This is a genomic window from Flavobacteriaceae bacterium HL-DH10 (assembly GCA_031826515.1).
Taxonomy (GTDB): Bacteria; Bacteroidota; Bacteroidia; order Flavobacteriales; family Flavobacteriaceae; genus Thalassobellus; species Thalassobellus suaedae.
This window is the reverse complement of sequence record CP134536.1, coordinates 1,171,382-1,197,559: the sequence shown is the minus strand read 5'-3', so window position 1 is coordinate 1,197,559 and position 26,178 is coordinate 1,171,382. Positions and strand designations below refer to the sequence as shown.

The 26,178-nt window shown below is 31.6% G+C and carries 26 protein-coding genes; 14 read left to right on the top strand and 12 right to left on the bottom strand.

Going from position 1 to position 26,178, the window contains the following annotated elements; genetic code table 11:
* The first annotated feature begins 11 nt into the window (after window positions 1-11).
* Entirely contained in the window at window positions 12-1,628 is a 1,617-nt protein-coding gene (gene pckA / locus RHP49_05310) for a phosphoenolpyruvate carboxykinase (ATP) (GenBank protein WNH13673.1), read from the top strand.
* Between the two features lie 60 nt (window positions 1,629-1,688).
* On the opposite strand, the gene RHP49_05305 is transcribed toward pckA, so the two are convergent.
* Both RHP49_05305 and RHP49_05300 read right to left on the bottom strand, forming a co-directional pair.
* Window positions 1,689-2,438 carry a uroporphyrinogen-III synthase gene (locus RHP49_05305; protein WNH13672.1) on the bottom strand — a complete coding sequence of 250 codons (750 nt, stop codon included), beginning with the start codon at window positions 2,436-2,438 and terminating at the stop codon, window positions 1,689-1,691.
* Between the two features lie 21 nt (window positions 2,439-2,459).
* On the bottom strand, window positions 2,460-3,107 hold the full coding sequence (locus RHP49_05300) for a DUF4271 domain-containing protein (protein WNH13671.1): 648 nt from the start codon (window positions 3,105-3,107) through the stop codon (window positions 2,460-2,462).
* Window positions 3,108-3,227: 120 nt separating this feature from the next.
* Between RHP49_05300 and RHP49_05295 the strand changes: the two genes are divergently transcribed.
* The 3 genes from RHP49_05295 to RHP49_05285 are packed head-to-tail and all read left to right on the top strand — an operon-like array spanning window position 3,228 to window position 5,859.
* Entirely contained in the window at window positions 3,228-3,950 is a 723-nt protein-coding gene (locus tag RHP49_05295; GenBank protein ID WNH13670.1) for a polyprenol monophosphomannose synthase, read from the top strand.
* A gap of 5 nt (window positions 3,951-3,955) precedes the next feature.
* Entirely contained in the window at window positions 3,956-5,302 is a 1,347-nt protein-coding gene (locus tag RHP49_05290; protein ID WNH13669.1) for a dihydroorotase, read from the top strand.
* Entirely contained in the window at window positions 5,299-5,859 is a 561-nt protein-coding gene (locus RHP49_05285; GenBank protein ID WNH13668.1) for a DUF4296 domain-containing protein, read from the top strand. Before RHP49_05290 ends, RHP49_05285 begins: the two co-directional genes overlap by 4 nt.
* On the opposite strand, the gene RHP49_05280 is transcribed toward RHP49_05285, so the two are convergent.
* Window positions 5,819-6,829: an NAD-dependent epimerase/dehydratase family protein gene (locus tag RHP49_05280; protein WNH13667.1), complete on the bottom strand. Its 1,011-nt coding sequence runs from the start codon at window positions 6,827-6,829 to the stop codon at window positions 5,819-5,821. The two genes, RHP49_05285 and RHP49_05280, sit on opposite strands and share 41 nt — an antisense overlap.
* A gap of 86 nt (window positions 6,830-6,915) precedes the next feature.
* Here RHP49_05280 and tyrS point away from each other — a divergent pair, with 86 nt between their 5' ends.
* Window positions 6,916-8,211 carry a tyrosine--tRNA ligase gene (tyrS, locus tag RHP49_05275; protein ID WNH13666.1) on the top strand — a complete coding sequence of 432 codons (1,296 nt, stop codon included), beginning with the start codon at window positions 6,916-6,918 and terminating at the stop codon, window positions 8,209-8,211.
* A 122-nt stretch (window positions 8,212-8,333) separates the two neighbouring features.
* Here the strand turns inward: tyrS and RHP49_05270 are convergent, their stop codons facing one another.
* The 3 genes from RHP49_05270 to RHP49_05260 all read right to left on the bottom strand — a co-directional run bounded on the left by RHP49_05270 (window position 8,334) and on the right by RHP49_05260 (window position 10,213).
* Window positions 8,334-8,780, bottom strand: coding sequence for a YHS domain-containing (seleno)protein (locus tag RHP49_05270; GenBank protein ID WNH13665.1), 447 nt, complete (start codon window positions 8,778-8,780; stop codon window positions 8,334-8,336).
* 38 nt (window positions 8,781-8,818) lie between these two features.
* A complete protein-coding gene (locus RHP49_05265) occupies window positions 8,819-9,799 on the bottom strand; it encodes an acyl transferase (protein ID WNH13664.1) in 981 nt (326 codons plus the stop codon).
* Between the two features lie 72 nt (window positions 9,800-9,871).
* On the bottom strand, window positions 9,872-10,213 hold the full coding sequence (locus tag RHP49_05260; GenBank protein WNH13663.1) for a T9SS type A sorting domain-containing protein: 342 nt from the start codon (window positions 10,211-10,213) through the stop codon (window positions 9,872-9,874).
* Window positions 10,214-10,479: 266 nt separating this feature from the next.
* On the opposite strand from RHP49_05260, the gene RHP49_05255 reads away from it, so the two are divergent.
* Together RHP49_05255 and RHP49_05250 are read left to right on the top strand one after the other, a co-directional pair.
* Complete coding sequence (locus RHP49_05255; GenBank protein ID WNH13662.1) at window positions 10,480-11,160, top strand: response regulator transcription factor; 681 nt, start codon at window positions 10,480-10,482, stop codon at window positions 11,158-11,160.
* Window positions 11,160-12,203 carry an ATP-binding protein gene (locus RHP49_05250; GenBank protein WNH13661.1) on the top strand — a complete coding sequence of 348 codons (1,044 nt, stop codon included), beginning with the start codon at window positions 11,160-11,162 and terminating at the stop codon, window positions 12,201-12,203. Before RHP49_05255 ends, RHP49_05250 begins: the two co-directional genes overlap by 1 nt.
* Here the strand turns inward: RHP49_05250 and RHP49_05245 are convergent.
* The gene (locus RHP49_05245; protein ID WNH13660.1) at window positions 12,177-12,851 is read right to left on the bottom strand and encodes a glycosyltransferase; all 675 of its coding nucleotides are present in this window, start codon (window positions 12,849-12,851) and stop codon (window positions 12,177-12,179) included. The genes RHP49_05250 and RHP49_05245 overlap by 27 nt on opposite strands.
* A gap of 636 nt (window positions 12,852-13,487) precedes the next feature.
* Here RHP49_05245 and trmB point away from each other — a divergent pair.
* Genes trmB through RHP49_05230 form a run of 3 tightly spaced genes read left to right on the top strand, consistent with a single transcriptional unit; the run spans window position 13,488 to window position 15,127 of the window.
* Entirely contained in the window at window positions 13,488-14,162 is a 675-nt protein-coding gene (gene trmB, locus RHP49_05240; GenBank protein ID WNH13659.1) for a tRNA (guanosine(46)-N7)-methyltransferase TrmB, read from the top strand.
* Window positions 14,163-14,164: 2 nt separating this feature from the next.
* Window positions 14,165-14,794, top strand: a complete 630-nt coding sequence (locus RHP49_05235; GenBank protein ID WNH13658.1) for a lysine transporter LysE — start codon at window positions 14,165-14,167, stop codon at window positions 14,792-14,794.
* 3 nt (window positions 14,795-14,797) lie between these two features.
* Window positions 14,798-15,127: an MGMT family protein gene (locus tag RHP49_05230; protein ID WNH13657.1), complete on the top strand. Its 330-nt coding sequence runs from the start codon at window positions 14,798-14,800 to the stop codon at window positions 15,125-15,127.
* Between the two features lie 8 nt (window positions 15,128-15,135).
* On the opposite strand, the gene RHP49_05225 is transcribed toward RHP49_05230, so the two are convergent.
* Complete coding sequence (locus tag RHP49_05225; protein WNH13656.1) at window positions 15,136-15,960, bottom strand: hypothetical protein; 825 nt, start codon at window positions 15,958-15,960, stop codon at window positions 15,136-15,138.
* Between the two features lie 301 nt (window positions 15,961-16,261).
* On the opposite strand from RHP49_05225, the gene RHP49_05220 reads away from it, so the two are divergent.
* Window positions 16,262-17,398: an Mrp/NBP35 family ATP-binding protein gene (locus RHP49_05220; GenBank protein WNH13655.1), complete on the top strand. Its 1,137-nt coding sequence runs from the start codon at window positions 16,262-16,264 to the stop codon at window positions 17,396-17,398.
* 3 nt (window positions 17,399-17,401) lie between these two features.
* Window positions 17,402-17,647, top strand: coding sequence for a NifU family protein (locus RHP49_05215; protein WNH13654.1), 246 nt, complete (start codon window positions 17,402-17,404; stop codon window positions 17,645-17,647).
* Window positions 17,648-17,724: 77 nt separating this feature from the next.
* Here the strand turns inward: RHP49_05215 and RHP49_05210 are convergent, their stop codons facing one another.
* From RHP49_05210 to RHP49_05200, 3 genes are all read right to left on the bottom strand, one after another.
* Window positions 17,725-18,099: a HEPN domain-containing protein gene (locus tag RHP49_05210; GenBank protein WNH13653.1), complete on the bottom strand. Its 375-nt coding sequence runs from the start codon at window positions 18,097-18,099 to the stop codon at window positions 17,725-17,727.
* A 92-nt stretch (window positions 18,100-18,191) separates the two neighbouring features.
* The gene (gene nifJ, locus RHP49_05205; GenBank protein WNH13652.1) at window positions 18,192-21,722 is read right to left on the bottom strand and encodes a pyruvate:ferredoxin (flavodoxin) oxidoreductase; all 3,531 of its coding nucleotides are present in this window, start codon (window positions 21,720-21,722) and stop codon (window positions 18,192-18,194) included.
* A gap of 369 nt (window positions 21,723-22,091) precedes the next feature.
* Complete coding sequence (locus RHP49_05200) at window positions 22,092-22,442, bottom strand: 4Fe-4S dicluster domain-containing protein (GenBank protein ID WNH13651.1); 351 nt, start codon at window positions 22,440-22,442, stop codon at window positions 22,092-22,094.
* Between the two features lie 144 nt (window positions 22,443-22,586).
* On the opposite strand from RHP49_05200, the gene RHP49_05195 reads away from it, so the two are divergent.
* Both RHP49_05195 and RHP49_05190 read left to right on the top strand, forming a co-directional pair.
* Window positions 22,587-24,455, top strand: coding sequence for a 2-oxoacid:acceptor oxidoreductase subunit alpha (locus RHP49_05195; GenBank protein ID WNH13650.1), 1,869 nt, complete (start codon window positions 22,587-22,589; stop codon window positions 24,453-24,455).
* A gap of 2 nt (window positions 24,456-24,457) precedes the next feature.
* Window positions 24,458-25,471, top strand: a complete 1,014-nt coding sequence (locus tag RHP49_05190) for a 2-oxoacid:ferredoxin oxidoreductase subunit beta (protein WNH13649.1) — start codon at window positions 24,458-24,460, stop codon at window positions 25,469-25,471.
* A 129-nt stretch (window positions 25,472-25,600) separates the two neighbouring features.
* Here the strand turns inward: RHP49_05190 and RHP49_05185 are convergent, their stop codons facing one another.
* Window positions 25,601-26,176 (bottom strand): RnfABCDGE type electron transport complex subunit A, encoded by a 576-nt coding sequence (locus tag RHP49_05185; GenBank protein WNH13648.1) that lies wholly within the window; start codon window positions 26,174-26,176, stop codon window positions 25,601-25,603.
* Window positions 26,177-26,178 lie beyond the last annotated feature (2 nt).

Below are 26,178 nucleotides of genomic sequence, written 5' to 3'. Positions count from 1 at the left end.
TTAAGCAAAATATGAAAAACTACAAGCAAGTTACTACAACGATTTCGTTAGAAAAATATGGTATTAAAAATGCTAAAGTTCAATATCAATTATCCCCAGAACAACTTCATGACATTGCTATTGAAAAAGGACAAGGTGTTGAGGCATCTTCTGGAGCTTTAGCTGTTAATACGGGCGAGTTTACAGGGCGTTCTCCAAAGGATCGATTTATTGTAAAAGATGCTATTACTAAAGATCTTGTGTGGTGGGGAGATATTAATATTCCGTTTGAGGCAGATGCTTTTGATGCTTTATATAATAAGGTAGCGAACTATCTTTCTGAAAAAGAAGTTTTTGTTAGAGATTGCTATGCTTGTGCCGATGAAGATTATAAGCTAAATATCCGGGTTGTAAATGAGTATCCTTGGAGTAATCAATTTGCTTATAATATGTTTTTACGACCAAATGAGGATGAGCTAAAAGATTTTGAGTCAGAATGGACAGTAGTTAATGCTCCAGGTTTTATGGCAAACCCAGAAATTGATGGTACGCGCCAACATAATTTTGCGATTTTAAATTTTACTAAAAAAATAGCCTTAATTGGTGGAACGGGTTACACTGGTGAAATTAAAAAAGGTATTTTTTCAGCGTTAAATTTTATTCTTCCTGTATATAAAAATACTTTGCCAATGCACTGTAGTGCTAATGTTGGGAAAGATGGTGATACTGCTATTTTCTTTGGTCTTTCAGGCACAGGAAAAACAACGCTATCTACAGATCCAAATAGAAGCTTAATTGGCGATGATGAACACGGTTGGACCAAAGAAAATACAGTCTTTAATTTTGAAGGTGGTTGTTATGCAAAAGTGATTAATTTATCAAGAGAGAATGAGCCCGAAATTTATGATGCTATTAAAAAAGGTGCTATTTTAGAAAATGTTATTTTAGATAAAAACGGACATGTTAATTTTGAAGATACTTCCATAACACAAAATACTAGAGTAAGTTACCCTATAAATCACATTGAAAATATTCAGATACCTTCGATAGGTAAGAACCCAAAAAACATCTTTTTTTTAACGGCTGATGCCTTTGGAGTATTACCTCCAATTTCTAAATTAACACCAAGTCAGGCTGCATATCACTTTATCTCAGGCTATACGGCTAAAGTTGCTGGTACCGAAGCTGGTGTTGTAGAACCCGTACCTTCATTTTCGGCTTGTTTTGGAGCGCCTTTTATGCCATTACACCCTTCTAAATATGCTGAAATGTTAAGCAATAAAATGATAGAATCTGGTGTTAATGTTTGGTTGGTAAATACGGGGTGGACAGGCGGTTCTTATGGCGTTGGTACTAGAATGAAGTTAAAATATACACGTGCCATGATTAATGCCGTTTTAAATGGTGATTTAGGGTTGTATACATATGATACGTATCATATACATTCCGTTTTTGGAGTGGCGCAACCAAGATCATGTCCTGGAGTGCCAACAAGTGTTTTGAGTCCGCGAGCAACTTGGAATGATGATGACGCTTATTATAAAACAGCTTTTAAATTAACTAATGCCTTTCGAGAAAACTTTAAAAAGTTTGAAATGCATTGTAGTGAAGAAATTAGGCGTGGTGGTCCGCAGCGGTATGCGTTTTAAAACAAAAAAGCCCAATTTTATTTAAAAATTGGGCTTTTTTAATAGTATTATAAAATAGAACTATTTTCCTTTATTAGCCTTTTCAATATATTTTTGTAAAGCCATAGTCATTGAAGGTGTTTCTGGAGTTGGTGCAGCAATATCTACACGCAATCCTTTTTCTTCAACAGCTTTAATGGTTGTGTTTCCAAAAACAGCAATTCTGGTTTCATTTTGTTTGAAATCAGGAAAATTTTGAAATAACGACTCTATTCCAGATGGACTAAAAAACACTAATACATCATAGGAAACATTTGCTAAATCAGATAAGTCACTTACTACTGTTTTGTAAAAAGTAGCTTGTTTCCAATCTACTCCTAATGCATCAAGAGTACTAGGAACTTCTGGTTTTACTTTATCTGTGTTTGGTAATAAGAATTTTTCGTCTTTGTATTTCTTTATTAATGGTGAAAGTTCTGAAAATGTACGTTTTCCAACATAAATTTTACGCTTTCTATAAACCACATATTTTTGTAAATAATAAGCAACTGCTTCAGATTGACAGAAATATTTCAAGCTATCTGGAACTTTAAAGCGCATTTCTTCAGCAATTCTAAAAAAATGATCCACAGCATTTCTACTCGTTAAAATAATAGCAGTGTAATTGTTTAAATCTACTTTTTGCTGCCTGATATCTTTAGCAGAAACACCTTCAACATGAATAAAGGGTCTGAAATCTATTTTTACCTTTTGTTTTTCTTGTAAATCGAAATAGGGCGAGTTCTCAATTTTAGGTTCAGGTTGAGATACTAAAATGGTTTTCACTTTCATAAACGCAAGTAGTTTTGTTCTTTATCTGTCAATAAACACCTTGTATAAAATGATGTAAGGTGTAATTTCGAGAGCGCAAAGATACAAAATAAAATAAAAAAAGTTGCCCTTTATTAAATTTAGATGTGTTTTAATTGACGTAATAAGTCCGATTATGTTTACAATCAAAATTAGGGTAATAATTATATAAACTAAACTTAACGAATTTTTAAAACTAAATAGTAAAAGAGCGTTTAGTGGCAGTAATACAAGGCCTAGATAGTTTTTATAACTAATCTTTTGAAAAAGATATGCATCTATAATTTTATCAATTTCAAAAATGCTACCTATTAAGCGTTCAATAAGTACTTTTATTAAAATAAAAGATCCAATACCAATAGTTAGCTTAAAAATAAGGTTAATTGAAACATTTTGAATTCCTGTAATATGCTGATATATAATAAAACTAAAAATAGATACTGAAATAATTAAATTTATAAACAATAAAGCATCAAAGTTGTCAAAGAATTTTTGTTCTCTAGAATATATTTTAAGATACTTAAAGTTTCCTATAACATAAAGAAAATCTTCAAAACGCTTAGGCGCCACTAACTTTGCTACTGCTATTATAGCAATACCAAAAAGGATTAAAATGGTAAATAATTCATTTGAAGATACATCGCGAATCATAGCATAAAATTATTATAATTATTAACAATATAGCTACATTATTAAGGAATATTTAGAAAAAAAAATCTTTTAAATGATGTACATTTGCTGAAAATAATGTGTTTATACTAAGAATAGAGTATGCAAGATACAGTAGTTATCATTCCAACATATAACGAAATAGAAAATATTGAAGCAATTATTAGAGCTGTATTATCTAAATCGAACGCTATTCACGTTTTAATTGTTGATGATAATTCACCAGATTTAACTGCTTTAAAAGTAAAAGAACTTCAAAAAGTTTTTGAGGATAGATTATTTTTAGAAGTACGTAATGAGAAATCAGGATTAGGAACGGCTTATATTCATGGGTTTAAATGGTGTTTGAATAAAAAGTATCAATATATTTTTGAAATGGATGCCGATTTTTCTCATGATCCAAATGATTTACAGAAATTATATAATGCTTGTCATATTGAGGGTGCAGATTTATCTATAGGTTCTCGATATGTTACCGGCGTTAATGTTGTTAATTGGCCAATGAATCGTGTTTTAATGTCTTATTTGGCTTCAAAATATGTGCGTATCATTACAGGTATGAAAATTCATGATACCACTGCAGGTTTTGTTTGTTATAAACGAAATGTATTAGAAACCATAGATTTAAATGCAATTAAGTTTATTGGCTATGCGTTTCAAATAGAAATGAAGTTTAAAGCCTATTTAAAAAAGTTTAAGATTAAAGAAGTACCAGTTATATTTACAGATAGAACGCGAGGAGAGTCTAAATTAAGTTCAGGTATAATTTCAGAAGCTATTTTTGGAGTGGTATCAATGAAACTTAAAAGTCTTTTTACAAAGTAGAAATTATGAAGAAAAAAACGATTCTAATTAAAAATGTAAACATTGTAAACGAAGGTTCCATTTTTAATGGTGATATATTAATTGAAGGCGAATATATTAAAGAGATTAATGATTCTATAAGTGCTAAATCTGCCGATGTACATGTTATTGATGCTGAAGGTAAATATTTATTACCAGGAGCTATTGATGATCAGGTACACTTTAGAGAACCAGGGTTAACGCATAAAGCGAATATAGAATCAGAATCTAGAGCAGCCATAGCGGGAGGGATTACATCGTTTATAGAAATGCCAAATACAAATCCGCAAACGACTACAGTTGAAAAATTAGAAGAAAAGTTTGAAATAGCCTCTAAAACATCGTTTGCTAATTATTCGTTTATGTTTGGTGGAACCAATGATAACTTAGAAGAGATTTTAAAAGTAGACCCGAAATCGGTTGCTGGATTAAAATTATTTTTAGGATCTTCTACTGGAAACATGTTGGTTGACGATCCAGAAATTTTAGAAAAAATCTTCAAAAGTACCAATATGGTTATTTCGGTGCATTGTGAAGATGAAGCAACTATTAAAAAGAATTTTCAAGAGCATTTAGAAACGTATGGTGATGATATTCCTGTAAAGTGTCATCCTATTATAAGAAGTGAAGAGGCTTGTTATTTGTCATCTTCAAAAGCTATAGAATTAGCTAAAAAAACAGGGGCAAGGTTACATGTTTTTCATCTTTCAACAGGAAAAGAAACGAGTTTGTTCACAAATAAAATGCCGCTAAAAGATAAAAAAATAACTGCCGAAGTTTGTGTGCATCATTTATGGTTTAGCGATAAAGATTATGATGAAAAAGGAACATTTATTAAATGGAATCCAGCGGTGAAAACCGAAAAAGATAGAGATCAATTATGGAAGGCTTTATTAGATGATAGAATAGATGTTATTGCTACAGACCATGCGCCACATACTCTTGAAGAAAAAAACAATGTATATACAAGTGCACCATCTGGCGGACCATTAGTACAACATGCTTTACCTGCGATGCTTGAAATGTTTCATAGAGGTAAAATTTCTATAGAAAAAATAGTAGAAAAAATGTGTCATAACCCAGCTATATTATTTCAAGTAGAGAAAAGAGGTTATGTAAAAGAAGGTTATTTTGCCGACTTGGTTTTAGTAGATTTAAATAATCCATGGACTGTTAAAAAAGATAATATTCTTTATAAATGTGGGTGGTCGCCTTTTGAAGGCACAACGTTTAAATCTAGAATAACACATACATTTTTAAACGGTGCTTTAGTATATCAAAATGCTAAATTTTCTGATATAAAATCTGCTAAACGATTAACCTTTAATAGATGATTTTAAAACGATTCATATTAGGTTTCGGAATTCTTTTATTAGCGACAGCTTGTTATGAATTTAAAAAACCCGAGAAACCAGAGAATTTAATTTCTAAGGATAAAATGGTAGATGTTTTAATTGATATCAAATTGCTTACATCTGCTAATAATAAGTATAGAAAAATATTAAAGGATTCAGGTATTAATCATAATACATATGTTTTTGACAAGCATCATATTGATAGTTTACAGTTTGCTTTAAGTAACGAATATTATGCATTTCATATAAAAGAATACCAAGAAATTTATGAAAAAATTAAAGACAGTTTAGAGCGTCTTAAAAAGATTTATAAAGATTTAGAATTAAAGGAAGAAAAGGAGAAAATAGTAAAGGACTCTCTGGAAGCTTTAATGAAAGTGAAAGCTTTAGATTCTATAAAAAATATAAAAATTAAAGACTCTTTAAAGTTAATAATGAAAAAGGATACTTTAACCGAAATTCTTTTGAAAAAGAAAATTAAAGAAGAAGGACAACTTATTTCGCCTGTTTCAAGTACAGACTCCCAATCTCAGTAATACTTTTGTTAACGTCTTTATACGTATAGTTAAGAGTTGTTTCTATTTTATTGCTACTATAGTTTTTTTTAGATGATAATGAATACGCAATTTGCTTGGTTAGCTGTCTGCGTTTACCTGTTACTTTACTTTTTAACCAATCTAATTTCCAAGCTACTTTTAACAATCTTTTTGATGCTAGTTTCTCAGGAATATTAGCGTCAACAGATTTTGCTAAGGTTTGTAAAAACTGCTTGTATGTCCAGTTTTCGGCAACTAATATAAAGCGTTCATTTACAATATCACTTTTTAAAAGTTGTATCATGATACTAATAACGTCGTCAATAGAAATAAGTCCGATAGTTCCCGATGTATAATGTTTTAAACCTTTATGTGCTTTTTTAAACAGACTGCCACTTCCGTAACGCCAAATACCTGCTCCTAAAATAACACCTGGATTTACAATAACAGTATTAAGACCCTCTTGCGTACCTCTCCAGACTTCCATTTCGGCACCATATTTTGTAATTGCATAAACACTATTGTCTACTTCTGGATTCCATTCTGTTTTTTCGGTAATTGGCTCTTTGTTTAAAGTGTTTCCTATTGTTGCTACAGAGCTTACATAACAAAGTTTTGTAATGTCGTTTGAAATACAAAGATTTACAATATTAGCAGTGCCTTCAATATTAGTTTGTCTTAAAAGTTGGTATTTATCTGGCTCAAATGATACAAAGGCAGCACAATGATAAACATAAGACACATTTTTAAAAGCTTCAGATAATAAAGGAATATCTAGAATATCCGCTTGTATCCATTCAATAGAATTAAAAAGGAGCTCATAATCTTTGGTATAAGTAGAAAATACATTTTTTACGTTTTCTAATTTATGAGAACTTCTATAAATAGCTTTAACGTTTTCATTATTACTAGCTAATTTATAAAGTAAATGTGCGCCAACTAAACCTGTACTTCCTGTTACTAAAATCATGCAACTAAAGTAATAAATAATGATAATGCATTAGTAATTCTATCCGTATTTTTATATTTGCCAAAGATTACTAAATTGATTTAATAATGATAAAGAATTTTGTTGAAGAATTAACTTGGAGAGGCATGATACATACTGTAATGCCTGGAGCAGAAGAACACTTAATGGAAAGCATGCGAAGTGCTTATGTAGGTTTTGATCCTACAGCAGATTCTTTACACATTGGAAATTTAGTCCCTATTATGCTATTAGCACATTATCAACGTTGTGGACACAGACCTGTTGCTTTGGTTGGTGGTGCTACGGGAATGATTGGAGATCCATCAGGGAAATCTAACGAGCGTAATTTGTTAGATGAAAAAACCTTACGTCATAATCAAGAAGCAATAAAGGGACAATTGGCACATTTTTTAGATTTTGAAAGTGATGCCCAAAATGCTGCAATTTTAGTGAATAATTACGATTGGATGAAAGATTTTTCATTTCTAGAATTTATTCGTGATGTAGGTAAGCACATTACAGTAAACTATATGATGGCGAAAGATTCTGTTAAAAATAGAATTTCATCAGAATCTTCAGAAGGCATGAGTTTTACAGAATTCACCTATCAGCTTGTTCAAGGTTATGACTTTCTTCATTTATATAAAGAAAAAAATTGCACCATACAAATGGGAGGAAGCGACCAGTGGGGTAATATTACAACAGGAACAGAACTCATTAGAAGAGTTGGTGGAGGAAAAGGATTTGCTATTACGTGTCCTTTAATTACAAAATCTGATGGTTCTAAATTTGGAAAATCTGAAGGTGGTAATGTATGGTTAGATGCTAATAGAACATCACCTTATAAATTTTATCAATATTGGTTAAATTCAAGTGATGAAGATGCCGAAAAGTATATTAAAATATTTACTTTTTTAGAAAAAGAAGCTATAAAATCTTTAATTGAAGCACATAAAGAAGCGCCGCATTTACGTGTTTTACAGAAGCGTTTAGCTGAAGAAATTACGGTTATGGTGCATTCTAAAGAAGATTTAGATAATGCTATTAAAGCGAGTGCAATACTTTTCGGGAAATCGACTAGTGATGATTTAAAACAGCTTAATGAACAAACATTTTTAGATGTTTTTGATGGTGTGCCACAAACTGAAATTGTGCAGTCTGATATTGAAAACGGACTGGATATTATTGCAGCTTTGGCAGAAAAAGGAGGTTTTTTAAAATCTAATGGAGAAGCAAGACGTGCATTAAAGGAAAACTCTATTTCGGTTAATAAAGAAAAGGTAAAAGAAGATTATAGTATTACCGCTAAAGATTTAATAAATAACAAATTTGTATTGTTACAACGTGGCAAGAAAAACTATTTTGTTTTACGTTTAGTATAAAAAATAAAGCCTGATTTCGAGAGAAATCAGGCTTTAAACTAACCAACCAACTAAAAATTAATTCTTCTTTTTCTTAGCTCTTTTTTGGTCGTAATGTTTTTCTAAAACTTACAGGAAATATTTTATTTTTTAAATTTTATGAGTTCCCAGTTTTTGTCGGCTTTTTCTATTAAAGTGTCGTTATTTTCTTTTTGCCATAACTCTAAAGTATTTGTTCCCCAGGCGTTATAAAATAGATAGAGTTTGCCATTTTTTATTTCAAAGGTTTTTGGGTTTATAGCAACTTTATGTGCTTTTGAAGCTATAGCATAAGCGCAATATCCTCCATATTGGGGAATGAATTTTTTAGGATTTTCTTTAAAAGTATTTAAGTTTTCTTTTGAAACAAATTTATATTCAACGGCATCATATGTTGTTTTGTAAATATTGTTTCCTTCTAAAGCTTGGTTGCTAAAATATGCTACAACATCATAACCGTTGGCTGCAAATCCTTTTTTAGTGTTATAATCTGTAGTTTGAGAAAAGGATAAGGAGGTACTTAGTAAAAGTAATAAAAAAAGACTTTTCATGATTTTTTTTATAATAAGTCTTAAGGGATGTCGGTAACTTACAAGACCATCAAATTACATCCACGAATATCTGAATTATCAAAACGACCAATAACTTCAAATTCTCCATTTTTATTTACACGACCTAAGTCTTGTGTAGCAATAAACGAACACGAATTAATATTAGCTAAATCAATAACATTAATACCACCAGCTTTTTCAGAAGGATTGATAGTTAAAGCATCTTCAGTATCTCTAGTTAATATACGCATCCAATTCGGGCATTTAAAAACACCATTTCCATTAGAATATGCCTGACTTAAAAGTTCGGTCATGCCATATTCACTATGTATAGTTTCAACGCCGAACCCCTGTTTTAGTTGTTTGTGTAATTCATTTCTTATTAATTCTTTTCTTCGTCCTTTCATACCACCAGTTTCCATAATAATGGTGCTTTTTAAGTTGAATGTATAAGTTTCAACTAAATCTAATAAAGCAAAAGAAACACCAATTAAAAGCACTTTTTTACCTTCATGATCAAGCTTGATAAGTTTATCCTTTAATTCAGAAATATTATTTAAATAGAACCCACTTTCAGGTTGTTTAGATTGTTTAATTAAATCGTCTACCATATAAATTAACGACGACCCTTTTCGTTCTAAATAAGAAGGTAATAAGGCAAGAATAACATAATCGTCTATGTTGCCATAAAACTGTTTAAAGCCTTTGGTAAAGCTTTGTTTATATATGTCTAAATCGGTTATATGGTGTTTGCTTGTAGAACTTCCTGTAGTGCCCGAGCTAGTAAAAGTTGTTTGTATAGATGCTTTTGAACTTAAGATGTTTTTGGTTTTAAAGAATTGAATGGGCAAAAAAGGGATGTCCTCAATAGTTTTAACATCGCTGGGGTGTTTGTATAATAAATCACAGAATGACCTGTATACTTTGTTGTTTTTAAACTGATAGTTAAAGACTTCAAGTGCCAAATTGTTAAATTGGGTTTGTGTCTTAATATTAAATATGGAATTTTGATCTATCATAACAGCAAAAGTAGATAAAATAAAAAAGCGTTACCATTTGGTAACGCTTTAAAATTATAAAGTTTGATTAAATTATTTAATTATAAGTTTTCGTGTTTCACTAACATTATTCTCGGTAACTTTTAATATGTAAACACCTTTACTTAGGTTAGAAATATTTAATTCTTTGCCTGTTAGTACTATTGAGAAAATTTGTTTTCCAAGTACGTTAAAAAATTCAACCTTTTTGGTTAAATTACGTTTAGATGTAATGTATATAAATGTTTTACCGTTAGTAACAGGGTTAGGGTAAATAGATAATTCTTTAATATTTTGCTGTACAAAAGTAGTGTTAACACTACTTTGAGAAAATCCTTGAAAGGAAATCAAAAGTGTTAAAGCAAATATTAAAGTGAAAAAGTAGTTTTTTTTCATAGTTTCTATTAAGATTAATAAAGGTAATAAAATACAGCAAAAGTGATGCCAAAAAACTGTTAAATATTTAAGTTATATGTCGAAACATTAAGTTTATGTATATTGTTTGTTACCTTAATGTTATTTATCTTAGGATATTAATTAAATCTTGTTATTAGTTTTATCTTTACTTAAAAATAAGATTACTTTATACTTTTCAACATGACATATTCGTGATTAAATAAGAATGTTTCATATGATTTAATAAAAAGTAATAAAATTCACAGATGAAGAAAAAAGATATAAAAATATTGTTAGTTGATGATGAGCCAGATATTTTGGAAATAGTTGGTTATAATTTATCAGCTGAAGGTTATCAAGTAATTACTGCCGAAAATGGTTTAGAAGGTGTTAAAAAAGCAAAAAAAAATCAGCCACATTTAATCATATTAGACGTGATGATGCCAGAAATGGACGGTATTGAAGCCTGTGAGTTGATTAGAAAAAATCCAGATTTAAAAAATACCATTGTAACTTTTTTAACAGCCAGAGGTGAAGACTACTCTCAAGTAGCAGGATTTGATGCTGGTGCAGACGATTATATAACAAAACCAATAAAACCTAAGGTTTTAGTAAGTAAAGTAAAAGCACTTTTACGTCGATTTAAAGAAGAAGATGTTGTAGATACTGTGAAAATAGGAACTCTAGAAATAAACAGAGACGAATATAAAATCACTTCTAAAGGTGTAGAAATTATACTTCCTAGAAAAGAATTTGAATTATTATCTTTGTTAGCATCTAAACCTGGAAAGGTATTTAAACGCGATGAAATTCTTGATACCGTTTGGGGAAACGAAGTGGTAGTAGGAGGAAGAACTATAGACGTTCACATTCGTAAACTTCGTGAGAAATTAGGTGATGATAGTTTTAAAACAGTAAAAGGAGTAGGCTATAAGTTTGTTGATTAATGCAGGCAAAATTTAAAAAATCATATCGGTTTGCAACAAAAACTTCGTTTTATATTACCATATATATAACGCTCTTAATGAGCGTTTTTTTATATTACTATTTTGAACTTATATGGTGGATGCCCTTTGTTTTTTTTGTTACCACTTATATATTTTCTTTTCTTTTAATTCAATATAGGGTAGAGCGTTTTATATACAGACGTGTAAAAAAAATATACGACGATTTAACTCTTTTAGAGTCTGCTAGTTTAACAAAAGGAGCCATAACTACAGATATGCGAACACTTACTCAAGAAATTGATAAGTTTGCGCGCGACAAAAAAATTGAAATAGAAACACTTAAAGTTAGAGAAAAATACAGAAAAGAGTTTCTTGGTAATGTGTCACACGAATTAAAAACCCCTTTATTTACTGTTCAAGGTTATATTTTAACATTGTTGGATGGCGCCATGGATAATAAAAACCTAAGAGAAAAATATTTAGAAAGGGCTAGTAAAGGGATTGATAGACTAGGTTACATTATCAAAGATTTAGACATGATAACCAAGTTAGAAGTTGGTGATTTAAGTTTAAATATTGAAACTTTTGATATTGTCGAGTTAGTAAAAAATGTTTTTGATATGCTAGAAATGAAAGCAAGTAGAAGAAGCATTACATTAACTTTTGATATGAATTATACTAAACCTATTTTGGTGAAAGCAGATAAGGAACGTATACAACAAGTTTTAATGAATTTAATAGTGAATTCATTAAAATACGGAAGAGATAAAGGCACAACTGAGGTAAGTATAGAGAACCTTATAAAAAACAAAGTTATTGTTCGAGTAACCGATAATGGAGAAGGTATTGAGAAAGTCCATTTATCACGTTTATTTGAGCGTTTTTATCGTGTTGATAAAAGTGGCTCTCGTAAAGAAGGCGGTTCAGGTTTAGGCTTGTCTATCGTAAAACATATTATCGAAGCGCACGATGAAAAAATTTATGTAGAAAGTGAGTTTGGTGTAGGTAGCGAGTTTTCATTCACTCTCGAAAAGGCGAAATAATTTTTTATAATCTGTTTTATAATCAAATGCTTTTAAACCTTCATAGGCATTAATTTCATTTAGTTTGTTTAAAGTGAAGTCTTCTTGCTTACAACTTGGTACTAAGCTTAATTCAGTAAAGCGTTTTGCTAAATATTCTTGTTCAAACTGTCCAGGAGTAGGAATAAAAAAAGCTTTCTTGTTAAGTTTGGCTAAATCCATAACCGTTGTATAACCAGATCTAGAAAGAACTAAAGCACTTTCATTTATAGTTTTTTCTAATAACTCTGAAGTCATGAAATTATAAATAGTCATATTTCCTAGAACCTGTATGCTTTGTTCGGTTTCCATAATACCTTGTATAAAAACAACTTTGCCTTTATAGTTTTTAAATTCTAACAGTAATTTTTCTTCAAGTAAGGTCCGTTGTGGTTCTGGTCCGGAAAGTAAAATTAAAACATCATTAATAATTGTTGCCTGTTTTTTTTCAAATCTGCTTAAAGGACCAATATATTCTAACGGTATTTTAAAGGTGGTTATATGCCCTAATTTACCACTTAAATTAAGTGCGCCTTTAGTGTCTGGTACCCAACAAATGTTGAATTTTTTAATAAATTGCTCGTGAATTTTAGTGCTAAACCAGGTCGTAATTCCGCTTAAAACATTCAATTGATGTGTTATAAAAACGGAAGGTATTTTTTTGCTATAAACACCCAATCTATTATCTGAAATGATGCCATCAATACTACTGTTTTCAATAATGTGCTTTATGGCTTTTTTTCAGCTTTTATAGCTTTAATAAGTTTGGGCGAATCTTTCAGCATTTTTAATTTAAAATACTTGCCATTTTTAGCATAGGTTATATTGTAAGATGGTAATTCGACAGATGATAGATTAGGGAATTCCTTTTTTAAAAGCGAAAGCGCAACACCATCACTAGCAATAATTGGTGTGTAATTATTATTAATTAAAGCCTTAATAATAGGAATGCATCTTGTGGCATGTCCTAATCCCCAATTTAACGGCGCTACTAAAATTTTTTTTTCATTTATATAAAGTGGTGTGACTACGCTTGGACGTGGTCGGGCTTTACTTGTTGGTAAATATTTTAAATTATTGAACTCATGAATATAACTATTTTACAAGTCGCTTTCTGCGAGGTGTTCCAATCCCGATAGTTATCGGGACTCAGACTCACACGCAATTTTTAGTAATTTCAAAGATAAGGATATAAACACTCTCGTATATTTCCTTAATTTTACCAAATAATTATTATTTCAATAAAAATAAAATAATTAGTAACCTGTGGGAAGTAAAAATAAGCTAAGGAGATTTAGAGAAAATGAAACTTTTTCTAATGTTATTCAACCATCAAGAGAAGAATTAGTAGATTCAAGTTTCAGTTTAAAAGGAAATTGGAGAACAGCAGTTTTTAAAAATGATAATCCTTTAGTTTTAGAATTAGGTTGTGGTAAAGGAGAGTATTCTGTAGCATTAGCAAAAAAATATCCTAATAAAAACTTTATAGGTATTGATATAAAGGGCGCACGTTTTTGGCGAGGGGCTAAAACAGCCATTGAAGAAAACATATCCAATGTTGCTTTCTTACGTACTCAAATAGAACTTATAGATCATGCTTTTGGTAAAAATGAAGTAGATGAAATTTGGATTACTTTTCCCGATCCGCAAATAAAATATAAGCGAACTAAACATAGAATGACTAATGATGTGTTTTTAAAACGCTATAAAACTATTTTAAAACCAGACGGTGTTGTAAACTTAAAAACCGATAGCGAGTTTATGCATGGTTATACTTTAGGCCTGTTACATGGTGCAGGGCATGAGGTGTTATATGCCAATCATAATGTGTATAAACAGGAAGGAAGTCCAGAGGAAGTTACAAGTATTCAGACGTTTTACGAATCGCAATATTTAGAACAAAACAAACCAATTACGTATATTCGATTTAAAATTAAATAGGTTTGAATATAACTTTTATCTTTTTTTTAGGGCTATTTATAGCGTTAGTAGGTGTTATTCCTCCAGGTTTGTTAAACATGACAGCAGCTAAAATTAGCTTAAAGGAAGGTCCTACGAGAGGTATTGTGTTTTCAATAGGGGTTTGTGTTGTTGTATTAATACAAACTTATGTAGCTGCCATTTTTGCACGATATTTAAGTAATCATATAGAGATTGTAGATGTTCTTCAACGTGTTGCTTTTGTTATTTTCGTTTTAATTACCATCTATTTTCTTCTTGTAGCTAAAAAGGAATCAAAGGAACTTGTGGAGCCTCAAATGAAAAGTAAGCAAAGTCGGTTTTTTCAAGGTGTTTTTTTATCAGCAATTAATATGTTTCCTATTCCTTATCAAGCGTATATGACCATTACTTTGGCATCCTTTGGCTGGTTAAACTTTAGCCAGATTAGTATCATTGCATATATTTCGGGGGCTGCTATGGGAACCTTTGTTATGCTTTATGTTTATATGTTCTTTTTCCATAAAATAAAAGATAAACCCATAGCTTCTCAAAAAAGTATGAACTACCTTATTGGAGGTATAACTGGTATAATTTCTATTGTAACTTTAATTAATATTATTAAAGAAATGTAGTTTATGCAGCAAGAGACATTAAACTTTTTTGATAAGGTTTTTGAAGTTGCAAAGCAAATACCTTACGGACGTGTTACAAGTTATGGTGCTATTGCTAAATATCTTGGAGCAGCTAGAAGTGCTAGAATGGTAGGTTATGCTATGAACGGCTCTCATAATAAAGATGTGCCAGCACACCGTGTAGTAAATAGAAAGGGTTTGTTAACAGGTAAACATCATTTTGATGGCACTAATTTAATGCAACAACTTCTAGAAAGTGAAGGGGTTAAAGTTGTTGAAAATCAAATTCAAGATTTTGATGCCATTTTTTGGGACCCTTCTAAAGAGTTATAAGCTTTAATTTAAAAGAAAACACCAATGCCTACTGTAGCAGTCGAAAAAGTCTGACTTCCAATTTTAAGATGCTCGTAACCCATAATTAGTTTGTGTTTTTTAATATGATAATTTATTAATCCATTAAATTTATTAATAGTTTCACTGTTTATAAAGGTCTGATTAAAGTTAGTTTCAAGGCTTAGTGGTTTGGTAAAAAATAATTCAGCACCTAATCCATAGGTAAAACCTAATTCATTGACGGCGCCATCAACATAAGAAGGCCCTAATCCCCACCAAGCATTAAATTTTTCGGTACGTACCCGGTGGTATTTTGCAAGTGCGGTATAAATTGCTAAATTATCATTTCCAAAGTTAGGATTGTTTTCCCATAATTGAAGATAATTTAATTCTAATCCGAACCTTTTTAAAAACCGCAGATCCATATTTAAATGAGACCCTTTTAATCTGCTATTTTCCATAATATATTTAGCAGATAATGAGGTTCTAAAAAGAGGAGTGTCTTGGTTCCATTCGTACGTATAATTACCTTTTTTTGAATTGAAATAAGGGTGTTTACTTAGGTGTGCGTTACTTGCTTGATGTTCTACTTCAAAAGGCGATTCAATAGCAATGCCATAGACAGTGTAAGCAAATATTTGTACAAAGAAGCCGCCAACAAGTTCGGTTAATAAATTATTATTAGAGTTGTTGTTGCTGATACTACTTTTAGAATTTTTAGTTGTTTTCTCGTTTTTCTTTAAACTTTCTTCGGTGCGACCAATTTTACCTTGTCCGTAACTTGAAATTCCAATAAAAAATATAAAAACACAATAAAGGATAAAGTTTTTCATAAGCCAGCTTTGTGTTATTTAAAAAAATATCTATCATAAATCATACCAAAATCATCTAATTAATGACAGAAGAATGTTGTAATTCATTATTAATACATAATACTTTTAAACTTTAATTTGACACATGATTTAAATCAGTTAATTTAATATTGAAAGCAAATACCTTTGGCAATCATTTCAATAAATCTGTTTTAAAATATTAACTTTTCAGCGTATATTTGTACTTTAGAACAAATCTAAATTATTTGATGCAAGATAGATTTAGTAGGATGATATTAATTTTGAACAAACAAGAATACAGATGAAATTAAGTAAACAAGACATACTTAAAGCTCTTGAATCTATTACGGTTCCGGGTGAAGGACAAAATATGGTTGAAAGTGGCTCCGTGACAAATGTAGTTACTTTTGGAGATGAAGTTATTGTAGATATTACTATAAAAAACCCTAGCTTACAAGCTAAGAAACGAACAGAAGTAGATATTTTAAAAACCATTCATAATTTAGTTTATGAAAAGGCTAAAATAACAGTGAATGTAAAGGTAGATGCACCTGCTACCCCCAAAGCAAATGTTATAAAAGGAAACCCTATTCCTGGTATAAAAAATATAGTGGCCGTGGCATCGGGTAAAGGAGGTGTAGGGAAATCTACAGTCACTGCAAATTTAGCAGTAACTTTAGCCAAAATGGGATTTAACGTCGGTGTTTTAGATGCCGATATTTATGGACCATCTATTCCTATTATGTTTGATGTTGAGGCAGAAAAACCTTTAGCTGTAAATGTCGCTGGAAAATCTAAAATGAAGCCTGTTGAAAATTATGGTGTTAAAATCTTATCTATTGGATTTTTTACACAACCAGATCAAGCTGTAGTTTGGCGAGGTCCTATGGCAGCAAAAGCTTTAAATCAGATGATTTTTGATGCACATTGGGGAGAACTAGATTTCTTGCTTTTAGATTTACCTCCTGGAACAGGAGATATTCATTTAAGTATTATGCAATCACTTCCTATTACTGGTGCTGTGGTAGTGAGTACACCGCAAAATGTAGCATTGGCAGATGCTAAAAAAGGAGTTGCTATGTTTCAACAAGAAAGCATTAGTGTTCCAGTGTTAGGAATTATAGAAAATATGGCATATTTTACACCAGACGAACTTCCTGATAATAAATATTATATCTTTGGAAGAGAAGGTGCTAAAAATTTAGCTGAAGATTTACAAGTACCATTTTTAGGAGAAATACCTTTAGTACAAAGTATAAGAGAGGCAGGAGATGTTGGTCGTCCAGCAGCATTACAAACAGCAACTCCGTTAGAGCAAGCTTTTGAGAAAATAACACAAAATGTAGTACAAGAAGTTGTAAACCGTAATGAAGATTTACCACCTACCGAAGCTATAAAAATTACAACGATGGCTGGATGTTCAGCAGTTAAAAAATAATAAATGACAGCAGAAGAAGTTAGATTAAATGTAGAGAAAGCACTAGATGAAATCCGTCCTTTTTTACAAAGTGACGGAGGAGATATTTCTCTATTATCTATAGAAGAAAACGATACCTTGGTTAAGGTTCAGTTGCAAGGTGCTTGTGTTGGTTGTAGCGTTAATCAAATGACGTTAAAATCTGGTGTGGAAATGACTATTAAAAAGTACGTGCCACAAATAGAACAAGTTATTAATATAGAAGCTTAATAGTTTTTAAATTTTAAACATAGCTTAGTGTTGATTAACGTATTAATCAGTTACACTAAAGCTAAATAAAATATAAATTAAATTATTTTTTCTTTTCTTAGAAAAGTATCTAAGCTATCTGCTATATCAAAACAATTGTTAATTTTTGTAACCTCATTACAATATCTAGAATCTAGATTATGAGCTTTACAATCAAAACCAACTAAGCTGACTTTTTCAAATTTTTTGTTAAGTTTTTTACACTGTTCATAAAGATTTTCTATTGTTTCATATTCAGTAGTGTCAACTTCATTTTTTAAAAGATACCCTTTTAAATAATTTTCAATAGCATATTGAGAATTTTTACAGACTAGATATGTAACAATATCATCTTCTGGTTTAAATAGCTCTTTACTTGCTTGATTGAGTTTTTGAGCAGCATTTATAAAATATTTACTTGCATCATTTTCCATAATAAGTATATTTATTGTTAGTATTTATAAGTATTATGAATTCCCCATGTTACTTTTTGTAGCATGGGGAATTTCATTTTATTAAGAGATTTTTACATATCTCTATATAGTTCTAAACGTTCCCATTTAGAATTCACTTCTTCTTGAGCTTGTTCTAGAAGTTGAGCTCCCAATTCAGCATTTTCTTTAGCGACTCTGGTAAAACGAGTTTCGTTATACATAAAATCTTTAAGAGGAATTGAAGGCGCTTTAGAATCTAATCTAAACTTCTTGCCTTGTGGCTTAGAAGGGTCAAATCTAAATAGAGGCCAATAACCACTATCGACAGCTTTTTCTTGCTGAGAAACACCTTGAGCTAAATCATAACCATGTTCACCACAATGTGAATAAGCAATTATAATGGATGTTCCTGGATATGCTTCTGCTTCTTCAATAGCTTTAAGCGTTTGAAGGTCTTTAGCACCGATAGCAATTTGAGCAACATAAACATTCTCATAAGACACAGCTTGTAGTGCTAAACTTTTCTTACTAGTACGTTTTCCAGACACCGAGAATTTTGCACTGGCACCAAGAGGTGTTGCTTTAGATGTTTGTCCGCCAGTATTAGAGTAAACTTCAGTATCCATTACTAGAATGTTGATGTTTTCTCCAGAGGCTAAGATGTGATCTACTCCACCAAAACCAATGTCATAAGCCCAACCGTCGCCACCTAAAATCCATACAGATTTTTTACGTAGATACTCAGTAAGATGAGAAAGCTTTTTAGCATTTTTATTATCGATACTCGCCAGTTTTTCATTTAAAACATCTAGATTTTTGAAATTCTCAGCTTTTTCAATTTCGTTACTTTCAGGATTATTAAGAATAGCATCAACTAATTCTGTTCCAACTTCATTTTCAACAGATTTTAATAAGTTTACTGCAATTTCTTGCTTCTTAGATAAAGCTAATTTCATACCTAAACCAAATTCAGCATTATCTTCAAATAGTGAGTTTGCCCAAGCTGGTCCTCGACCAAATTTATTGGTTGTGTAAGGTGTTGTTGGTAAATTACCGCCATATATTGAAGAACATCCTGTGGCATTTGCAATTAAAATACTATCGCCATATAATTGGGTTAGTAACTTAATATAAGGTGTTTCTCCACAACCAGAACAAGCGCCAGAGAATTCAAATAAAGGTTCTAAAAACTGAGAGCCTTTTACATTTGTAATACGTAATTCGGTTCTGTTATAATCTGGTAAATCAATAAAGTAATCCCAATTTACATCCTCTACAGTTTCAACTTCCAGTTTTTTATGCATATTGATTGCTTTAAAGTCTGGATCTTCTTTACTTACCGCAGGACAAACAGCAACACAAAGGTCGCAACCTGTACAATCTTGAGGAGACACTTGAAGGACATAAGATTCTTCATTTTTATTAAAAGGGCTTCCTTTTGCAGCAACTGATTTTAAAGAACCTGGTGCATTAGATAGCGTTTCATTGGTTACAACTTTTGCCCTAATGGCAGCATGCGGACAAATAGCAACACATTTATTACATTGTGTACATAAATCGGCATCATCCCATACAGGAACAGTATCTGCAATACCACTTTTTTCATATTTAGTGGTTCCTGTTGGGAAGGTTCCGTCAACAGGGAATGCACTTACAGGTAATTCATCTCCAAAACCACCTAGTATTTTTTCTAAAACCTCAGTGACAAATCCATCTGGAGCATTGTGCATAGCGGTTTCTAAGTGTCTTTCGCTAGAAACTTCTTTTGGATATTCTACTTTTTCAAGATTAGCAAGCGAATTATCAACCGCGGTAAAATTCATTTTAACAATGCTTTCTCCTTTATGAGAATACGATTTTACAATAGCGTCTTTAATTTTTTGAATAGCTTCTTCTTTTGGTAAAATACCAGAAATAGCAAAGAAACAAGTTTGTAATACCGTATTTGTTCGTTTACCAAGATTCGATTCTGCAGCTACTTTTGTGGCATCAATTACATAGAAATTAATCTCTTTTTCGATTAATTCTTTTTGAATTCTTTTTGGTAAATGATCCCATATTTCATCTTTAGAGTATGGTGAGTTTAATAAGAAGGTACCTCCTTGTTTTAAATCGGCAACCATATTAAACTTTTTAATAAACTTATATTGATGACTCGCAATAAAATCTGCTTTATCAATTAAGTACGAAGAGTATATTGGTTTTGGTCCAAAACGTAAATGTGAAATGGTTTGAGCTCCTGCTTTTTTAGAATCGTAAACAAAGTATCCTTGAACAAAATTATCAGTGGTGTCACCAATAATTTTAATAGAGTTTTTATTAGCTCCAACAGTACCATCAGACCCTAAACCGTAGAACATACAATTAAAGGTGTTACGTTCAATGGAAAAAGAGGTGTCAATTGGTAGACTTGTGAAAGTAACATCATCATTAATACCAACTGTAAAGTGATTTTTAGGTTTATCATCTAATAATTCATCATAAACGCCTTTAACCATTTGAGGTGTAAATTCTTTTGAAGATAAACCGTAACGACCACCAACAACAACAGGCATATCTCTGTCGCTTTCAGTTAATGCTGTAATAACATCTTGGTATAGTGGTTCGCCAACACTTCCAGGTTCTTTTGTTCTATCTAGAACTGCTATTTTTTTAACAGTTTCTGGTAATTCATCAACAAAATGTTTGATTGAGAATGGTCTAAACAAGCGTACAAATAACACACCTACTTTTTCGCCGTTATGTACCATAGCTTCAACAGCTTCTCTTGCTGCTCCTTCACCAGAACCCATAAGTATAATAACACGTTCCGCTTCTGGATGACCTTCATAATAGAATAAACTATACTTACGACCTGTATGCTCGTAGAATTCATTCATAGTTTCTTCAACAATTCCAGGCACTTTATCGTAAAATGTATTGGCTGCTTCTCTAGCTTGGAAGAATACATCTGGATTTTGAGACGTCCCTCTAATTACCGGACTATCTGGGTCTAGTGAGCGTTTTTTGTGTTCTAGAATTTTGTCTTCAGGCATCATTGCTTCAATAATATCATCAGTAATAGAATCAATTTTTGAAATTTCATGAGATGTTCTAAATCCGTCAAAAATATTTAAGAAAGGAATTCTAGATTTTAGAGTTGCTACTTGCGAGATTAATGCCATATCTTGGGCTTCTTGTACAGACCCTCCAAATAACATCGCAAAACCTGTTTGTCTTGCAGCCATAACATCAGAATGGTCACCAAAGATTGAAAGCGCATGAGTAGCAATGGTTCTTGCTGCAACATGTATAACAGAAGGTAATAATTCACCTGCCATTTTATACATATTAGGAATCATAAGAAGGAGTCCTTGTGAAGCTGTAAAAGTTGTAGTTAGAGCCCCAGCTTGCAACGCACCATGAACTGCTCCAGCAGCACCACCTTCACTTTGCATTTCTACAATTCTAGGAACATTGTCCCAAATATTTTTTTGTCCTTTTGAGCTATAAACATCTACATGTTCGCCCATAGGAGATGCGGGTGTAATAGGGTAGATGGCACAGACCTCATTTGTTTTATGAGCTACTCTAGCAACTGCCTCATTAGCATCGCAAATTAATTTTGGAAATTTTTTTTTCATAATATTAATTATCTTATTTTAAATAAAATAGTATTTATAAAACTTTTGGTAAAATTTTCATGTGAAATGTAATCGATTACAACAACATTAGTATTTCACATAATGATTTAACCTTCAGTTATTAAATCAACTGGTTAAAATTAAGACTAGAATCACATTTAGACTATGATAATTGTCATGTGATAAATAATTAATTGAAAAGAATTTTTATGTGCTTTGTTTTGTAGATAACTACTTTTAAAAAAAAAATGAGGATTTCAAATGGTATGAAATCCTCATTTTTATAACGTATAATTTCTTAGGTTGTTGAACGTTTGAAATTAACACGAAAAAGGAAACGTAAATCCTTAAAATAATGTTTTGTAAATATTACTCTGCATGTAACCAAGCCTTCTTATTTAATAAGGTAGCTTCATCTTCTACATGGTTTTCATCTGGTATACAGCAGTCAACAGGACATACTGAAGCACATTGAGGTTCGTCATGAAAACCTTTGCATTCTGTACACTTATCTGGTACAATAAAATAAAATTCATCCGATATCGGTTCGTTCATTTCATCTGCATCTACTTCCTCTCCATTTGGAAGAGTAATAGTGCCACTTAAAGCAGTTTCGTCTGAATATGCCCATTCTTGATCGGGTTCATAGATTGCATTATTTGGACATTCTGTAAGGCAAGCGTCGCAGTTAATGCATTCGTCGGTTATAATAATTGCCATAATTAATTGTATTTAATGCAGTAAAAGTACTTTCCATTTTATGATCTAAATATGACTTTTGTCACGTTTATATTAAAAAATGAAAATTATATTTGATAAAATGGTTTTAGTGTAAAGACGCTTTTTAAAAATAATTAATTTCTCATGATAGCTAATAAAATTTCAAATAATATAAATCTTAAGAGTGAAGCGTTAGACGCTGTAGTTATAAGATTTGTTGGTGATTCTGGCGATGGTATGCAGTTAACAGGAACACAATTTTCAGATACATCTGCTATGTTTGGTAATGATGTTTCAACATTTCCTAACTATCCATCAGAAATAAGAGCGCCACAAGGAAGTTTGTATGGTGTTTCTGGTTTTCAAGTCCATATTGGTAGTGTTGAAATTAGTACTCCTGGAGATGATGTAGACTTATTGGTGGCAATGAATCCAGCAGGTTTAAAAACAAATTTATATTCGGTAAAACCAGGACATACAATTATTATTGATTCAGATTCATTTACAAAGAAGAATTTAGAAAAAGCGCAATACGAGACAAACCCTCTTAGAGATGGAAGTTTAGGTAATTATAGAGTTATAGAAGTGTCTATGTCTTCATTAACTAAAGAGGCTTTAAAGGATATTGAGAATTTAGATAATAAAACCATTATCCGAAGTAAAAATATGTTTGCTTTAGGTATTGTGTATTGGATGTATGATCGCTCACCAGAGCATACTATCGATTTTTTTAATAAAAAGTTCGCTTCTAAACCTCACTTAATCGAATCGAATACAAGAGTGTTAAATGCAGGCTATTATTATGCCGAAACACTAGAGTTAATTCCTAATGCATATACTATTTCGCCTGCAAAAATGGAATCGGGTACATACAGAATTATTGGAGGCAATACAGCCACAGCTTGGGGCTTTTTAGCAGCCGCAGAAAAGTCGGGATTAGAATTATTTCTAGGTTCCTATCCCATTACTCCGGCAACAGATATTTTACACGAACTTGTTAAACACAAACATTTTGGAGTAAAAGCATTTCAGGCTGAAGATGAAATTGCAGGTGTTACTTCTGCTATTGGAGCCTCATTTGCTGGCGATTTAGCAATTACAACAACCTCTGGACCTGGTTTAGCCTTAAAGGGCGAAGCTTTAGGTTTAGCTATGATGGTAGAGTTGCCTTTAGTGGTGGTAAATGTACAACGTGGAGGTCCTTCAACGGGGTTGCCAACGAAAACAGAACAATCCGATTTAATGCAAGCTATGTATGGAAGAAATGGTGAAAGTCCTGTTATAGTTTTAGCGGCAAGTACGCCTTCTAATTGTTTTAATTATGCCTATCAAGCTGCAAAATTGGCTTTAGAACACATGACGCCTGTTATCTTATTAACAGACGGATATATTGCTAATGGTTCTGAACCTTGGAAAATAAAAAGAGTTGCTGAAATGCCTGAAATTAAAAACAATAAAGTTACTAAAGTGACAGGAAATTGGCATCCGTATGATAGAGATGAAGATACGCTAGCTCGTAATTGGGCAGTTCCAGGTACTTTTGGTTTAGAACATAGAATTGGTGGTTTAGAAAAAGACAGCGTTACAGGTGATGTGTCTCATGTTCCAGAAAATCATGAATTCATGACAAAAATTAGGGCTGAAAAAATTAAACGTGTACAAAATTATATACCCGATTTAACTACTGAATTTGCAGAAGAAGGTGATTTATTAGTTGTTGGTTGGGGAGGTACTTATGGTAGTTTACATTCGGCAGTAAAACAATTAAATAATGAAGGCTATAATAAAATTGGGTATGCTCATTTTAATTATATAAACCCATTACCCAAAAACACAGAAAGCGTTTTAAGTAAGTTCAAGAAAATTGTGGTTTGCGAGTTAAACAATGGTCAGTTTGTAAATATTTTAAAAATGAATTTTAATATCTGTGGATTGTTACAATATAACAAAATTCAAGGCTTGCCTTTTGGAAATAGTGAACTAATCACAGAATTCAAAAAAATAGTAGACTAATTATGGAAACAACAGCAGTTAAAAAATATACGTTTAAGGATTTTGCAAGCAACCAAGAAGTACGTTGGTGCCCAGGTTGTGATGATTATGTTATTTTAAGAGCCATGCAAAAAGCACTTCCAGAAATGGGTGTAAAAAAGGAAGATGTTGTTTTTATTTCTGGTATAGGATGCTCCTCAAGATTCCCGTATTATATGGATACGTATGGTATGCACAGTATTCATGGTAGAGCACCTGCTATAGCATCAGGCGTTAAGTTAGCAAACCCAGATTTAAGTGTTTGGGTTATTACTGGCGATGGCGATTCTATGGCTATTGGTGGTAATCATTTTATTCACGTGTTACGTAGAAATATAAATTTAAATATTGTATTGTTTAATAATGAAATTTACGGATTAACAAAAGGGCAATTTTCACCAACGTCTTTGGTTGGTCAAAAAACAAAATCATCACCTTACGGAAATACGCAACAACCTTTTCAACCAGGTGAATTAGCTATAGGAGCTCAAGCTCGGTTTTTTGCTAGAATAGGAGGGAATACGCCCAAAGAAATGACACAAATGTTTATTGATGCTGAAAAATTTAATGGTACATCTTTAATTGAAGTTTTACAAAATTGTGTAATTTTTAATGATGGTTGCTATACCCAATTTACCGATAAAAATATTCGTGAGGATAAACAGTTATTTGTTGAAGATGGAAAACCTATGGTTTTTGGAAAAAATAGAGATAAAGGTTTGGTGTTAAACGGGTTGAAATTAGAAGTTGTCACCATTGGAGAAAATGGCGTTGAACAAGAAGATATTTTAGTTCATAATGCAAAAGAACAAGATCCGACGATGCATCAAATGTTAGTGCGATTAAAATATCCTTTAGTGACCGGTATTATAAGACGTTTTGATGATATTACTTTAGAAGAAAGAGAAGATGCTTTAACAAAGCAAGTTAAATCCAATTCAAAATTTACTCAAACCGATGATCTTTTCTTTTCGGGTGAAATATATCAAGTGAATTAATTTAGAAGTTGGCTAACCCAAATTAAAAATGCCTTTTTCAACAATTTGAAAAAGGCATTTTTAATTGAAGTGTTTTATTATGCTGATTTTATTTCAGCATCTAGTTTCGTGCCTTCCACCTATAAAATGTTACACCAAAGCAGTAAACCCTAAAAACGCTAAAGATAAAAGTCCTGCAACTAATAAGTTAACAGGAACCCCTTTCATACCTTCTGGAATATTAGCGAGTTCTAGTTGTTCTCTAATACTTGCAAAAACAATTAATGCCAAAGCAAAACCAAGAGAGTTTGAAATAGCAAAAAATACGGCTTTTAATAAGCTGCCATTGTCTAATCCTAAAGCTAATATAGCAACACCCAAAACAGCACAGTTAGTCGTTATTAAAGGAAGAAATACACCCAATGCTTGATATAGGGACGGACTTACTTTTTTCAGCATAATTTCTACCATTTGTACTAAAGCAGCAATGACTAATATAAACGTAATGGTTCTTAAATAGTTTAATCCTGCTGGCACTAGTACATATTGGTGCAATAAATAAGTTACGGTTGTGGCAATCGTCATTACAAATAAAACCGCACCAGACATCCCAATAGACGTCGATACTTTATTAGATACTCCTAAAAAAGGACAGATGCCTAAAAATTGTGATAATACAATATTGTTTACAAATACGGCCGCTATAAGTATAATTACATAATCCATAT